This window comes from Amycolatopsis sp. NBRC 101858 (assembly GCF_030269325.1).
GTDB lineage: Bacteria > Actinomycetota > Actinomycetes > Mycobacteriales > Pseudonocardiaceae > Amycolatopsis > Amycolatopsis ponsaeliensis.
Window position 1 is genome coordinate 1084175 of sequence record NZ_BSTD01000003.1, and the last position, 14002, is coordinate 1098176.

At 70.3% G+C, this 14002-nt stretch carries 11 protein-coding genes; 7 read left to right on the top strand and 4 right to left on the bottom strand.

The genetic code is table 11. The features are described 5' to 3' along the window. Positions 1–24 precede the first annotated feature (24 nt). Positions 25–864 carry an SCO6745 family protein gene (locus tag QSK39_RS28235; protein WP_502873313.1) on the top strand — a complete coding sequence of 280 codons (840 nt, stop codon included), beginning with the start codon at positions 25–27 and terminating at the stop codon, positions 862–864. Positions 865–917: 53 nt separating this feature from the next. Here QSK39_RS28235 and QSK39_RS28240 read toward each other — a convergent pair whose 3' ends face one another. Next, positions 918–2039 (bottom strand): acyltransferase family protein, encoded by a 1122-nt coding sequence (locus QSK39_RS28240; RefSeq protein ID WP_285480827.1) that lies wholly within the window; start codon positions 2037–2039, stop codon positions 918–920. Positions 2040–2314: 275 nt separating this feature from the next. Continuing rightward, positions 2315–3355, bottom strand: coding sequence for an NAD(P)-dependent alcohol dehydrogenase (locus tag QSK39_RS28245; RefSeq protein WP_285480828.1), 1041 nt, complete (start codon positions 3353–3355; stop codon positions 2315–2317). 275 nt (positions 3356–3630) lie between these two features. On the opposite strand from QSK39_RS28245, the gene QSK39_RS28250 reads away from it, so the two are divergent. Further along, positions 3631–4851 (top strand): cytochrome P450 family protein, encoded by a 1221-nt coding sequence (locus tag QSK39_RS28250; protein WP_285480829.1) that lies wholly within the window; start codon positions 3631–3633, stop codon positions 4849–4851. Between the two features lie 36 nt (positions 4852–4887). After that, positions 4888–5679 (top strand): hypothetical protein, encoded by a 792-nt coding sequence (locus tag QSK39_RS28255; RefSeq protein ID WP_285480830.1) that lies wholly within the window; start codon positions 4888–4890, stop codon positions 5677–5679. 119 nt (positions 5680–5798) lie between these two features. Here the strand turns inward: QSK39_RS28255 and QSK39_RS28260 are convergent, their stop codons facing one another. Together QSK39_RS28260 and QSK39_RS28265 are read right to left on the bottom strand one after the other, a co-directional pair. Then, positions 5799–7181 (bottom strand): condensation domain-containing protein, encoded by a 1383-nt coding sequence (locus QSK39_RS28260; RefSeq protein ID WP_285480831.1) that lies wholly within the window; start codon positions 7179–7181, stop codon positions 5799–5801. Beyond that, positions 7178–8482 carry an MFS transporter gene (locus QSK39_RS28265; protein WP_285480832.1) on the bottom strand — a complete coding sequence of 435 codons (1305 nt, stop codon included), beginning with the start codon at positions 8480–8482 and terminating at the stop codon, positions 7178–7180. The genes QSK39_RS28260 and QSK39_RS28265 overlap by 4 nt, the downstream gene beginning before the upstream one ends. Before the next feature lie 279 nt (positions 8483–8761). Between QSK39_RS28265 and QSK39_RS28270 the strand changes: the two genes are divergently transcribed. From QSK39_RS28270 to QSK39_RS28285, 4 genes are all read left to right on the top strand, one after another. Continuing rightward, positions 8762–10036 carry an NAD(P)/FAD-dependent oxidoreductase gene (locus QSK39_RS28270; protein ID WP_285480833.1) on the top strand — a complete coding sequence of 425 codons (1275 nt, stop codon included), beginning with the start codon at positions 8762–8764 and terminating at the stop codon, positions 10034–10036. Positions 10037–10059: 23 nt separating this feature from the next. Then, positions 10060–11814 (top strand): non-ribosomal peptide synthetase, encoded by a 1755-nt coding sequence (locus tag QSK39_RS28275; RefSeq protein WP_285480834.1) that lies wholly within the window; start codon positions 10060–10062, stop codon positions 11812–11814. A 17-nt stretch (positions 11815–11831) separates the two neighbouring features. Next, positions 11832–12053, top strand: coding sequence for an MbtH family protein (locus tag QSK39_RS28280; protein WP_285480835.1), 222 nt, complete (start codon positions 11832–11834; stop codon positions 12051–12053). Between the two features lie 167 nt (positions 12054–12220). Then, entirely contained in the window at positions 12221–13288 is a 1068-nt protein-coding gene (locus QSK39_RS28285; protein ID WP_285480836.1) for a DUF2855 family protein, read from the top strand. Positions 13289–14002: the final 714 nt, after the last annotated feature.

Here is a 14002-nt window from a genome sequence, read left to right on the forward strand (position 1 = left end):
GTGACCGCGTGCATGATGTCCGTCATGACTTGCCTTGCCCGTCGCATGTTCGAGCTCCTCGAGCCGATCTGCCTGGTCACCTTCTTCGCCGACGAATGCAACGAGGAGCTGGCCGCGCTCGGCCACCGCACCTATTGGGACGGCTATTTCGCCAGCCGCGCCGCGCCGCTCGGGCGGGTGCCGGCCCACGTCGTGCACGCGGCCTTCTACAGCTTCGCCGACGGCGAGGCCGCGCGGCACATACCCAGCGCGTGGGAGACGATCCCGCCCGAGGCGTCCGTCGCCGCGCGGGAGCGGGGCAGCGCGGCCTCCCTGCGGCGGATCCTCGGCGAAGCGGCCGGCTCCCCCGGCGTGCTGCGCGCCGCCGACCTGACCACCAAGGCCGCGACGAGCGCGCCCACCGAAGGCCGGATGATGTACGCCGGGATGCGCGCCCAGCCGGTGCCCGGCGACCCGGTCGCCCGGCTGTGGCATTCCGCGACCATGCTGCGTGAGCACCGGTGCGACGGGCACATCGCCGCACTGGTCGGCGCCGGCATCGGCGGCACGGAGGCCCACGTGCTGTCCGCGCTGGAGATGGGGATCCACCCGCCGGAGTCGTTCGGGCGCGTCCACCACCTGCCGAAGGAGCGGCTGGCCGCGGTCATGGCCGGCTTGCGCGAGCGTGGGTTCGTCGACGAAGACGGCTGGTTCACCGACGCCGGCCGCAAGACCAAGCAGCACGTCGAAGCCCTCACCGACGAGCTGGCCACCCCGCCGTACCACGCTCTCTCGCCCGCCGAGCTCGACGAGCTGGTGGCCGCGCTGACCCCGATCACCGAAAAGCTGGTGGCCGCGGGGATTCCGGCGCCGGGCCGGGACTGACGGCGAAGGGCGCCCGGATCGCTCCGGGCGCCCTTTGCGTACGGCCACCGCGCTCAGGCGGCGCGATCGACCTGGTTTCCGGTCGGGACGGACGTGATGACGGCGGCGCCGCGCCCGCGCCGGGAAGTGGCGAACCGCTTCATGATGGGCTGTTCGACGAACTTGAAGGTCACCCAGGACAGCAGCAGGGTCACCGCGAACAGCAGGGCCAGCACCGCGGCCGAGGTCAGCGTGCTCCAGTTCTCGCCCTGGCCCAGCAGGTTGTGGCCGGTGACGAGCACCAGGTGGTGCCACATGTAGAAGGCGAACGAGATGTCGCCCAGCCAGACCATCAGCCGGGTGCCGAGGAACGTCGGCAGCCGATCGAGGTCGGCCCGCGCGCCGGCGGCGATGAGCAGGCCGAGCGGGATCAGCATGACCGCGCTGAACTGGTAGAGCGGACCGAACAGCGGGGTGACGAAGTAGGCGCCGACGGTCAGGGCGACCGCTCCGCCGAGCTTCAGCGGGAGGCGTCGCCCGGCGAGCACGACCTTGGCCATGAAGATGCCGAAGATGAACGTCAGCAGCTGCCCCGCCGGGCAGTGGAAGACGAACCACAGCTCGAGGTCGCTGAAGCCCTGCGGGAACTGGTTGCCGGCCGGCAGCAGCTTGGCGAAGCTCGGCAGGGACAGCACCGAGGCGGCCGAAATGAGCGTCCAGAGCCACAGTCGCTCCGGCCGGACCTTGTTGACCAGCTTGATGATGAACGGGAACGCGGCGTACATCAGCAGCTCGCACGACAGCGACCAGGCGACCGGGTTGAAGCTGGTGCGGACCTCGAGGCTCGGGCTCCAGCTCTGCAGCAGGAACGCGTTCAGCCAGCCGCCCTGGAGCACCGTGCCGGTGATCGCCGTGACCGGGATGAGCGCGACCGCGAAGGTGATCAGGTGGTTGGGGTAGATCTTGAAGAACCTCCTGCGCCAGAACTTCGGGGCGCTGTCCCGCGGCCGCACGGCGCAGGTGAGGACGAAACCGCTCAGGATGAAGAAGAAGGTCACGCCGGTGAAGCCGCCGCTGCCGAACAGAGTGTTCGTGACGGTCTGAGCGCCTTCCGAAGCGAAGGGAGCCAGGACGATCGCGTGGAAGGCGAACACCATCAACGCCGCGATGAACCGGAGTCCGGTCAGCGACGGCAAACGCGTGGTCAGATTTCGCGCCGGGGATGGCCCCGAGCGGGATAGGGTTGCTTCCTGCGACATGGATCTACTCCCTGCTCCTGCTTTCGTGATTGGCAGCACCAGGAGTTTCGCACGGGGGAACACACCACCTCGCCTTCTGGAATTGCAAGCGCGGGGTGCCCGGGCGAGCGCCGGGAGTGACGTGTCCCGGAGACGCGCATGGGGAAAGCCCTTGGTGTGGAAGCACTCCTCGCGCGAGGAGCGTGCTCACCCCAGGGCTTTCCCCATGCGGGTCAGGAAAGGCTGCCGGTGTCGATGACGAAGCGGTACCGGACGTCGGAGGCCAGCACGCGCTCGTAGGCGGTGTTGACGGCGTCGGGGGTGATGACCTCGACGTCCGCGGTGACGTCGTGGGCCGCGCAGAAGTCGAGCATCTCCTGGGTCTCGGCGATGCCGCCGAACAGGGAGCCGGCGAGGGTCTTGCGGCCCATGACGAGCGAGAAGGCGGGCAGGACCAGGGGTTCGCCGGGCAGGCCGACGTTCACCAGGGTGCCACCGGGAGCCAGCAGGGACAGCAGGGTGGCGACGTCGGGGGCCGCGGTGACGGTGCTGATCAGGAGGTCGAACCGGCCGGCGAGCCCGGCGATGGCGTCGGCGTCGCTGGTCGCGTGGTAGTGGGCCGCGCCGAGACGCTGGCCGTCCTCGAGCTTCTTCAGCGTCTGGGAAAGCACGGTGACCTCGGCGCCCATGGCGACGGCGAGCTTGACGCCGACGTGGCCGAGGCCGCCCAGCCCGAGCACGGCGACCTTCTTGCCGGGGCCGGCACCGTAGCGGCGCAGCGGGGAGTACATGGTGACGCCGGCGCACAGCAGCGGCGCGGCACCGGCCGGGTCGAGGTTTTCCGGGACGCGGAGGACGAAGTTCTGGCCCACCACGATCTTCCCGGCGTAGCCGCCCTGGGTGATCGTGCCGTCGGCGTCGGTGCCGGCGTAGGTGCCGACCATGCCCGCGCAGTCCTGCTCCTGCCCGGCCTCGCAGCTCGCGCAGTCCCCGCAGGAGCGGACCATGCAGCCGACCCCGACCCGGTCACCGGGCGAGAACCGCGTGACCTCCGCGCCGACCGCGCTGACGGTCCCGACGATCTCGTGGCCGGGCACCAGCGGGTAGGGCTGCGGCCCCCACTCCCCGCGCACGTGGTGGATGTCGGTGTGGCAGATCCCGCAGTACGCCACGTCGATCAGCACGTCCTGCGGCCCGACCTCGCGACGCTCGATCGTCGCTGCCCCGAGCGGGGCACCTTCTGCCGGTGCGGCAATCGCCTCAGTGGTGAACAAGGCTCAGCACTCTCCTCACGGGACTCGTAAAACCGAACGGTGTCACCGAGTCAACCAGCCGCGTCCCGCCCACCGCGTATCCCAAGTTGCCGAACCCGGTGGCGCGAGCCGGGTTCCGGCCCGGCAACCTCCCGATTGCGCCGATGCGGAGCAGCCTGCGAGACGCCGGTGGCGCGGAACGTGCGGATGATTCAAGAGATTCCTGTCCCGGCCGGGATCAGCACCCCCCAAGCCTTTGTACCTTTCCGGTGTCGCCGGCAGTTGTGGAGTAAGAAATGGACAAGTGCCCGTACGTACTGGACCGGAGCGGCAGTGACCTCCACCAGGAGAACAAGAACCTGCGCGCCCGCGGTCCGGTCACCCAGGTCGAACTGCACGGCGGATACACCGCGTGGTCGGTGACCGGTTACGAAGAGGCGAGGCAGCTGCTCGTCGACCCGCGGATCGCGAAGAACACCAAGGACAACTGGCCCGAGTTCCAGGCGGGCCGGGTGCCGCAGGACTGGGAGCTGTTCACCTGGGTCGCCATGGACAACATGCAGACCCGGGACGGCGCGGAGCACGACCGCCTCCGCAAGCTCGTCGCGCGGGCGTTCACCAGCCGCCAGGTGGCGAAGTCCCGGCCGATCATCGAGGGCATCGTGAACCGCCTCCTCGACGAGCTCGCGACGGTGCCCGCCGACGAGGTGGTCGACGTCAAGGGCCGGTTCTTCTACCCGCTCTCGACCATCCTCGTCTGCGACCTGCTGGGGATCCGCGAAGAGGACCAGCAGGCCATGCTGCAGGGCGCCCAGGTGAACGCGAAGACGGACAACACCGCCGAGGAGGCCGAGGCCAACCTCCACCAGTGGCACGAGGCGCTCGGCCGGCTGGTCGAGACCAAGCGGCGTGAGCCGGGCGACGACCTCACCACCATCATCATCAAGGCGACGGAAGACGACGAGGCACCCCTCACCGACGAAGAGGTCGTCGGCTCGGTGCACCTGCTCATCGGCGGTGGCACGGAAACCACGGCCAACGTCCTGTGCCACACGCTGGTCGACCTGCTCACGCACCCGGACCAGCTCGCCGCGATCCTCGCCGGGGAGGCGAGCTGGGAAGCGGCGTGGGACGAGGAGGTCCGCAAGGACGGCGCCGTCGGCTCGATGCCGTTCCGCTGCGCGCTCGAGGACATCGAGATCGGCGGGGTGACCATCGCCAAGGGCGACCTGGTGCTCATCAACTACCTCGCGGCCGGTCGCGACCCCGCGAAGTACGGCGACACCGCCGACGAGTTCGACATCACCCGCGAGGACAAGAGCAGCCTCGGCTTCGGGTACGGCCGGCACCGCTGCCTCGGCCCGGCGCTGGCCACCATGGAGGCGCTGGTCGCGCTCCCGGCGCTGTTCGAGCGGTTCCCCGACCTCAAGCTGGCCGTCCCGGCCACCGAGCTGAAGCCCGCGGCGACGTTCATCTTCAACGGGCCCGCCGAAGTCCCGCTGCTGCTGAAGGGCTGAAGCGCCCGAGGAAAGGACACTTCGATGCAGGCCGTCGTGGGTACCAGACCACTGTGCAGCCGGCTCAGCTCCGGGGACGGGGCGGCCATCCTGGTTGCCGACTTCCAGCCGCTCACCGCGGCGCCGCGGCTCAGCAAGCTGGTGAGCGATGCGGCCGCCGGTCATTCGGTCCACCAGGTGGACCCCCGCGGTGCGGTCTCCGGCGACCGGCTCTACGCCGCCGTGCCGGAACTGGCGGACGAGACCGCGGCCCTGTTCCGCGCCGCCGAACCGGCAGCGGCACCCGACCGGCGGGTGTTCGTCGTGGGCCACTGCAGCGCCGCGGCCCTGTCGCTGCAGATCGCCGACCGGCTGGCCGGCGATCGGGAGGTCACCGCCATCCTGGTGCAGCCGACCTGGCCGGGCACGGCCCACGTCACCGAGCGGTTCGCGGAGTTCCAGGGAAAGCTGGGCGTGGCCGATCTGCCCCTCCCGGACCTGGACGGCGATCCGTGGTCGTGCATCGCGGGGATGGAACAGCTCATGAACGAGGGGCTGGCGGGGCTGGCGAAGCGGCTCGGCCTGAGCAAGGCGCCCCTGGCGTTCTCCGAGCTGCTGGTGTCGTACCGGACCTGGCTCGCCTTCCTGCTGGCCTGCCGCAACGACCAGCCCGTGAAGGTGCCGTCGGAGGCGGTCGCGATCTCGGTGCTGACCGACGAGCCCGGGTTCGTGGTGCCCGGGACCGGTCCGCAGCGGTGCCGGATCACCCCGCCGCCGCCCGCGGAACGGCCCGACGCCGTGACACCGGAGGTGGCCAGGGTGGTGCTCGACCTGGTCGAGGGCCGCTGACCCGGAAACCACGAAGAGGCGCTTCCGTCCGAACCCGACGGAAGCGCCTCTTTTGTTTCCCCGGACCGGAAACGACGAGAGCCCCGGCCCTTCCCCGGGCCGGGGCTCTCGCGGGATTCCTACCGCGCCAGCGCCGAAGCCGGGGACCTCAGCGACGCGAGCATCAGCTCCCGGTACTCGTCGACCATCGCGACGATCGTCGACCGGTCGAAGTCGCGGCTGTTGAACCGCACGTGCCCCACCACGTCCCCCGCCGGGTCCAGGTAGAAGTCCCACAGGTTGCCGTCCGGGATCTCCGAGACGTCGTCGGATGAGTTCAGCCGCCGGCGGAGCCCGGTGTAGCTGATGTCGCCGACGCCCTCGGTTTCCAGCTCCGGCGGGAACTGGGAGATCTGGAACGCCGTGATGACGCTGTTCACGTTCGAGGTCGGCCCGCGCATCAGTTCCGGGTCGGACTGGGCGATGACGTCGTTGAACGGCAGCTCGTAGGAGTACGCCTCCAGCAACGCGGCCCGGGTGCGGTGCACCAGGCCGGCGAAGCTCGGGCAGCCGGACACGTCGGTCCGGATCGGCAGGAAGTTGAACAGCGCCCCCACCGTCTGCTCGAACTGGGGCTCCCGGCGGCCGGAGGTGATGATCGGCGAGACGACGTCGCTCACGCCGGTCCTGCGGTGCAGGAACAGGTTGAAACAGGCGTAGAGCACCATGAACGGCGAGCTGTGCAGCGACTTGGCCAGCGCGGTGACGGCCCGGGTCAGCTCTTCGTCGAACAGGAACCGGTACACCGAATAGACCGGCGGGACGTCGAGCTGCCGGGGCCGGTCGGTGGGGAGGGTGAGGAACGTCCCGCCCGCCAGCTTGGTCTTCCAGTACTCGTGCGCGCGGGCGGTGGACTCGCTGAGGCGGGCCTGCTGCTGCCAGGCGGCGAACTCGCCGTACTGGCGCATCTTCGGCAGCTCGGGCGCGCTCAGCCCGCGACGCGTCGCGTAGCAGCCGACGAAGTCGCGCATGAGCACGTTCATGGACCAGCCGTCGCTGACCGTGTGGTGCGTGACGAGCACGAGCACCGCGTCGTCGCCGTCGAACCGGCCCAGCCTGGCCTGCAGCAACGGCCGCTGGTGGGCGGCGAGCCTGCCGACCCGGTCGACCTCGTCGAGGAACTCGTGCGCCCGGCGCTCGCGGTCGGCCTCCGGTGTCGCCGAAAGGTCGACGACCGTCAGCTCCACCGGGCCCGGCGGGTGGACGCGGGCGTAGGGAGCTTCGGCGTCCCTGACGATGGCGGTGCGCAGCACCTCGTGCCGCGCGACGACGTCGTCCAGCGCGAGCTGCACGGCCGCCGTGTCCAGCCGCCCGTGCAGGCGCCAGCCGCCCAGGACGAGGCCCCGCGGGCCGAACACGCCGAGGTCGTCACCCCGGTCGAACGCGTACAGGAACTCCTCGTTGGCCGAAAGCGGGCGCCCGGCCGGTGCTTCGGCGCTCGGGCGGTGCTGTTCGATGGTCATTTGCTGTCGTCCATTCCGGCTGTCGCCATGATTTCGTCTCCCGCGGCGGGCTCGGCCACCGCGTCCGCCGGCGGGCGCGTGCGGAGTCCCCACGCCGCGATGGCCGGGCCCAGGAGCCCGAGCAGCAGGAAGGCCACGCCGAGCCCCATCCACCCGGCGAAGCCCTGGTTGGCCACGACCCCGAGCAGCACCAGCGGCGCCACGGTCATGCTCAGCGTGGTGATCATGTTCAGGAACCCGTCGTACTGCCCCTGTGCGTGCGCCGGCGGCAGGTTGAACTCGAACACGAACCGGCCGGAGACCAGCCAGATCTGCGCGACGGCGGACACCGCGACCCCGCCGAGGAGCAGGACCGTCGCCAGGATCGGCGTCTGCCCCGGCATCAGCGCCATCATCAGGTAGCCGATGATCAGCGTCACGCCGCAGCGGAGCAGGGCCGAACCGCCCTGGCGCAGGGTCTTGACGTTCCGGCTGAGCCGCATCTGGAGCAGGATGGCCATCGCGGTGTTGAGCACGTAGACGACGGCGACCGTCCACGGCGGCGCGGACGTGTACACCACGATCCACACCGGCAGCAGCATGTTGTCCACGAGCATCGACATCGACAGGGCCCCGGAAACCAGCGCGAAGGCGATGAACGGCTTGTCCCGGAACACGATGTACCGGCGGACCTTCGCCTCCCCGGTGCTTTCCGGTTTCGGCAGCGGCTTGTAGTCGGGGATCCTGAGCGTGATGAAGACGTCCACCACGTAGGCGGCCGCGCAGAACAGGAACATCGCGCGGTAGGCCCACGGGGTGCCGATCGAAATGCCGATCCCGGACACGAGCGCGCCGACGGTGAGGCCGATGTTCCCGATCGACTGGACCTGGCTGCGGAAGGTGATGGTCTCGGCGCCGCCGATCCGGCGCATCAGCGCGCCTTCGGAAGCCATGTACGTGAACGCGAAGACGTTCATGCACACGATGAGGATCAGCAGCGACCAGAACCCTTGGATGAACACGTAACTGCCCATCCCGGTCAGCTGTCCGGCCAGCCCGAACAACACCACCCGGCGCGGCCCCAGGCGATCGGCGAGATCTCCCGCGTAGGTGGTGAGCGGCAGGCCGACCAGCCCGCCGACCGCGATGGCCAGCGCGGTCCCCGAATTCGAGATCCCCACGATCTGGGTGCAGTAGAGCACGTAGATCGGCAGGAAAACGCCGTTGGCCAGCATCCCCATGGCGTAGCCCAGGACGTACGCCCGCTGGGGCCCCGCCGGCGGGACGTGCTCCTTGGCGTACGCGACAGGACTGAAAGTCATCATGAACCCGCTCTCTGAAACGCGCGAAGCGCGGCCTGAGCACTGCTGTCCGCAAGGTCCGCTCCTGGCGAATGCTCGCCCGTCTCCGCCGCGAAGCACGTCTCCTGGAACGCGCTGTTCCCCGCTCCGGCGCGGTTCGCCGGGCTCGACAATCCGGGAGATGCGGCCCGGACGCGCGGTGGGCCACCGTGGACGGAAGTCCAGTACGAAGCGGTCGAGATCCAGCGGCGTCGCCCCTGGGAAACCGGAAGCACGTGACGTGACGGAGGAAGCACGGTAATGGCTGACAAGGAACATTTCGACGTCGTCGTCATCGGCGGGGGTCCCGGCGGTTCGGCGACCGCGGGGTTGCTGGCGCAGCAGGGGCACAAGGTCCTCGTGCTGGAGAAGGAGAAGTTCCCGCGCTACCACATCGGCGAGTCGCTCATCACCGGGTCCATGCCGACGATCGAGGCGCTCGGCCTGCGTGAGCGACTGGACAAGATGGGCTACGTCCGCAAGTACGGCGGCACCCTGATGTGGGGCCGCAACCAGGGCGCCTGGGACTTCCGGTTCACCGAGGCCTCGGAGTACGAGTACACCTTCCAGGTCCGCCGCGCCGACTTCGACTCGGTCCTGCTGGGCCGAGCCCGTGAGCTCGGCGCGCTGGTGATCGAGGAGGCCACGGTCCAGGACGTGCTCTTCGAGGGCGAGCGCGCCGTCGGCGTGCGGTTCCAGCGCAAGGGCGACGCGGAACCCACCACCGTCGGGTCGAAGCTGGTGATCGACGCTTCCGGTCAGCAGCACCTGCTCCCGCGCAAGCTCGACCTCATCGAGTACCACAACGACCTGCGCAACATCGCGGTCTGGGCGTACTTCCAGAACTGCAACCGCTACAGCGGGACGCGGTGGGGCGACACGCTCACCGAGAACCGCCCGCACGGCTGGTTCTGGTTCATCCCGCTGTCGGACTCGACGGTGAGCGTCGGCTACGTGACGCCCATCGACGAGTACAAGAAGGCGGGCAAGTCGCTGGAGGAGCTGCACGCCAGCGAGCTGGCCGCGGCCGACGAGATCACCTCGCTCACCGCGCCGGCCACCCGCGTCAGCGGCTACCGCACGATCAAGGACTGGTCCTACACCTGCAAGAAGTTCTACGGTCCGGGCTGGGCCCTGGTCGGCGACTCGGCGGCGTTCATCGACCCGCTGCTGTCCACCGGCGTCGGCCTGACGCTGCGCGGTTCCCTCGGCCTGTTCGAGACGGCGAACCTCGCACTGCGCAACCCGGACCAGGAGCAGGCGCTCTACGAGCGCTACGAGCGCAACTACCGCGAGTTCCTCAACTCGCTGCTGGAGTTCGTCCGGTTCTTCTACGACCGCACGAAGTCCAAAGAGGACTACTTCGAAGCGGCGCAGCAGAGCATCGACCCGAAGCGCCTGCGGCCGCGCAAGATCGACTTCGCCCGGATGCTGTCCGGGGTCTCCGGCATGCGCGACATCTTCGACGGGCCGCTGGCACTGCGGGCGTTCCGCGACAGCGACGCGCCGGACGTGCCGGACACGCTGGCGGGCTAGGGATAGGGATGGGGACCACGCAGATGGAATCATTTGTCATCTCCGAGCGGTTCGCCGGGCAGGTCGCGCGGACGCCGGACGCCGTGGCGGTGTCCGCGGGCCCGGTCGCGCTGACCTACCGGGAGCTGGACGAGCGGGCCAACCGGCTCGCGCACCGGCTCATCGGGCTCGGCGTCCGCCAGGACGACCGGGTGGCGGTGCTGCTGGAGCGGTCGATCGACCTGGTGGTGGCGATCCTCGCGACCGTCAAGGCCGGCGGCGTCTACGTCCCGGTGCACGAGGACTACCCGGCCGAGCGCCGGCAGTGGGTCGTCGACCACGCGGAGGTGTCGGTGCTGCTGGCCGACACCACGACGCGGGACGCCGGCCTGCCGGGCGGCGTGCCGGTCGTGGTCGTCGACGACGACCCGGCCACCGCCGGGCAGCCGGCCACCGACCCGTCGGTGCCGATCCACCCGGACCAGCTGGCCTACGTGATCCACACGTCCGGCTCCACCGGCCACCCCAAGGGCGTCGCGGTGACGCAGCGGGACGTCGTGCGGCTCATCTTCAACACCCAGTGGACGGTCGAGCGGCACGCGCGGGTGCTGATGGTGGCGCCGTACGCGTTCAACGTGTCCACCTACGAGATCTGGATGCCGCTGCTGCACGGCGGCCGGATCGTCGTCGCGCCGCCCGGGCAGCTGACGCCGGCGACGCTGCGCGAGCTGATCGCGGGCGAGCGGATCACCGGGATCCACCTGACGGCCGGGCTGTTCCGGGTGCTCGCGGAGGAGTCGCTCGAGACGTTCACCGGCCTGACCGAGATCCTCACCGGCGGCGACGTGATCGCCCCGAACGCGGTGCGCCGGGTGCTCGACGCCTGCCCGGACCTGGTGATCCGGGCGATGTACGGGGTCACGGAGTGCTCCCTGTTCTCCGCGCACCACCCGCTGACCTCGTCGTACCGGCCCGGCACGCTGGTGCCGGTCGGGGACGCGTTCGACGACGTCACGATCCACATCCTCGACGAGCGCCTCACCCCGGTGCCGAGGGGCATCGAGGGCGAGATCTACATCGCCGGCCGCGGTGTCTCGCGGGGCTACTTCGGCCGCACGGACCTGACCGCGGAGGTGTTCGTCGCGGACCCGTTCGGCGAGCCGGGCGCCCGCATGTACCGCACCGGGGATCTGGCCCGCCGCAACGACGACGGCCTGATCGAGTACGTCGGCCGGGCGAGCAGCCAGGTGAAGATCCTCGGCTTCCGGGTCGAGCTCGCCGAGGTCGAGGCGGCGCTGAGCAGCTACCCCGGGCTCGCGCAGGTCGTCGTCGTGGTGCGCGTGCTCGAGTCGGGCGAGAAGCGGCTGGTCGGGTACGTCGTGCCGGAGTCCGGCGACATCGACCTGGGGGCGCTGCGGGCGCACGCCAGGGAAACGCTGCCCGACTACATGATCCCGGCCGCGCTTATCCAGCTGGAGTCGCTTCCGCTGACGTCGAACGGCAAGCTCGACCGCAAGGCGATGCCGGAGCCCGACTTCGAGGCCGCGTCGGCCTACCGGGCCCCGGAAACGCCGCTGCAGGAGAAGCTCTGCGCGATCTTCAGCTCGGTGCTCGAGGTCGCCCAGGTCGGCATCGACGACAGCTTCTTCGACCTCGGCGGCCAGTCGCTGGCCGCGATGCGGCTGCTCAGCCGGATCCGCGCCGAGGCCGGGGTCGACCTGCTGATCAACGTGCTGTTCGACATCCCCACCGTGGCCGGGCTGGCCGACCACATCGACGACGCCGCCGCGGCGGCCTGAGCCGGAGGGAGAGACCGATGGCGAACCCGTTCGAAGAGCCGGACTCCAACTACACCGTCCTGCGCAACGACGAGAACCAGCACTCGCTGTGGCCGGCGTTCGCACCCGCACCCGCGGGCTGGACCGTCGTGCACGGGCCGGGCCGGCGCGAGGAGTGCCTGGACCACATCCGGGAGAACTGGGTGGATCTGCGTCCGCGTTCGGTCGCCGAGTTCATCACGGCGCACGCCGGGAGCTGATCCCGCCGCACCCCGCCCGACCCGATTCCGCCCGGCGAATTCCGATTCGCCGGGCGGAATCGGTGTCGCGCATCGCACTGCGGAAGATGCAGTGCGGCCGACGCCGAAGACACCATTGAGCCCGATGTATGGCCACGCGGCCAGCCGATCCGGCAAGGAGAACACGGATGACCGAAGCGGCAAGATGGGAACTGCTGTTCAAGCGCGATGATCTCGCGGCCAAGGAGGTGCGCGAAGCCGCGGCCGCGGAGCTCGAGGCGGGCGAGGTCGAGCTCGCGGTCGAGCGGCTGGCGCTGACCATGAACAACGTGACCTACGCGCGGTGGGGTGCCATCCCGCCGCTGAACTTCTGGAGTGCCTTCCCCGCCCCGGATCCGGTCCTGGGCCGGCTTCCGCTGTGGGGCTTCGCCCGCGTGACGCGGTCGAACCACCCCGGGTACGCGACCGGCGACCGGTTCTTCGGGTTCCTGCCGTCGTCGAGCCACCACGTGGTCCGGCCGGAGCCGGCCTCGCGCGGGTTCGTGGACACCACGCCGGACCGCTACTTCGCCCACCCCTGGTACCGCACGTTCCAGCCGGCCGGCGCGGCCGACCACCGCGACGACCGCCGGGCCCTGCTGCGGCCGATCTACCCCGCGTCCTTCCACGTCGCCGACTTCGTCGCCGGCCAGGCGGGTGACGGCGAGCTCACCGTGCTCGTCACCTCCGCGTCGAGCAAGGTGGCCATCGGGATCGCGCACCGCCTGCGCGGCACCGCGAACGTGCGCACGATCGGGCTCACCGGCGGCGACCACGCCGCATTCCTCACCGGGCTCGGGCTGTTCGACGAGGTGGCCACTTACGACGAGCTGCCGGCGGTGCCCGCCGGTCCGGTCCTGTGCGTCGACCTCGCCGGGGACGCCGCGGTGCTGACCGCCATCCACGGCCGGTTCCGCGCCGGCCTGGTGCACATCGCGTTGCTGGGCTGGACCCACGGCGCGCAGCCGCCGCCGGAGCTCACCGACCCCGCGCCGGAGCTGTTCTTCACCCCGGCGGTCGAGGGCGCGACGATCGAGGCCGAGGGTGAAGACGCGTTCTTCGCCCGCTACCACGCGGCCGAGGACGAGTTCATCGACGCGACCGAGTCCTGGCTGACCGTCACGGCCCGCACCGGTCCCGACGCGATCGCGGCGGTGTTCCGGACCCTGGCCGACGGCACCCACCCGGCGAACGGCTTCACGATCCTCACCCCCTGAGCGGAAGCCACGAGGAAAGGGCGCCGGGAGCACTCCCGGCGCCCTTTCCTCGTGGTGCTGCCGTGTCTTCACCGGCCGATCGTCCGCGGTCCGAGATCAGCGCGTCGACCGCCGCCCGCTGGTCGCAGTCCGTCAGGAGCAGCTCGAAACGCTGCCGGTTCGGCGCCACGGGCGTGCCATCCCAGGTGTCCCACGCGACTTTCGTGCCGCCGCGCGGTGACCTGCCGAGTGCCGGCACAGGTGAGCTCGCCCAGCGGGCCGCACCCGGCGAGGTAGCCGTTGCCGGGCTCGATCACGCAGAACTCGTAGCCCGCCGGGTCGGCCAGCACGACGTGCCCCTCCTCGGGCCGCTGCCCGACGTCGGCGTGGGCGGCCGCCGAGCCTGACCGCCGTGGCCACCGCGCGCCGCTGGTCGTCGAGGTCGGCGCTGGTCAGGTGCAGGTGCTTCCGGTTCGCGCCGACCCGGCCGGCGCGGCCCGGGACGAACCGCAGGCCGAGCTGGGTGTCCCGCCCGGTAGCAGCACACCGCCGGCGTCCTCGACGACTTCCTGACCGAGCAGGCCGGCCCAGAAGCGTGCCGGTCAAGCCGGTCGTCCGCCTCGAAGGCCACCATCAGCAGTCCCGAACGCATCACCGGAACCTAGACACCGCCCCATGAGACGGCAAGGCACTATCGAATCGATTGCTCGAAATGGCTCGGTGCAAAGGGAAACC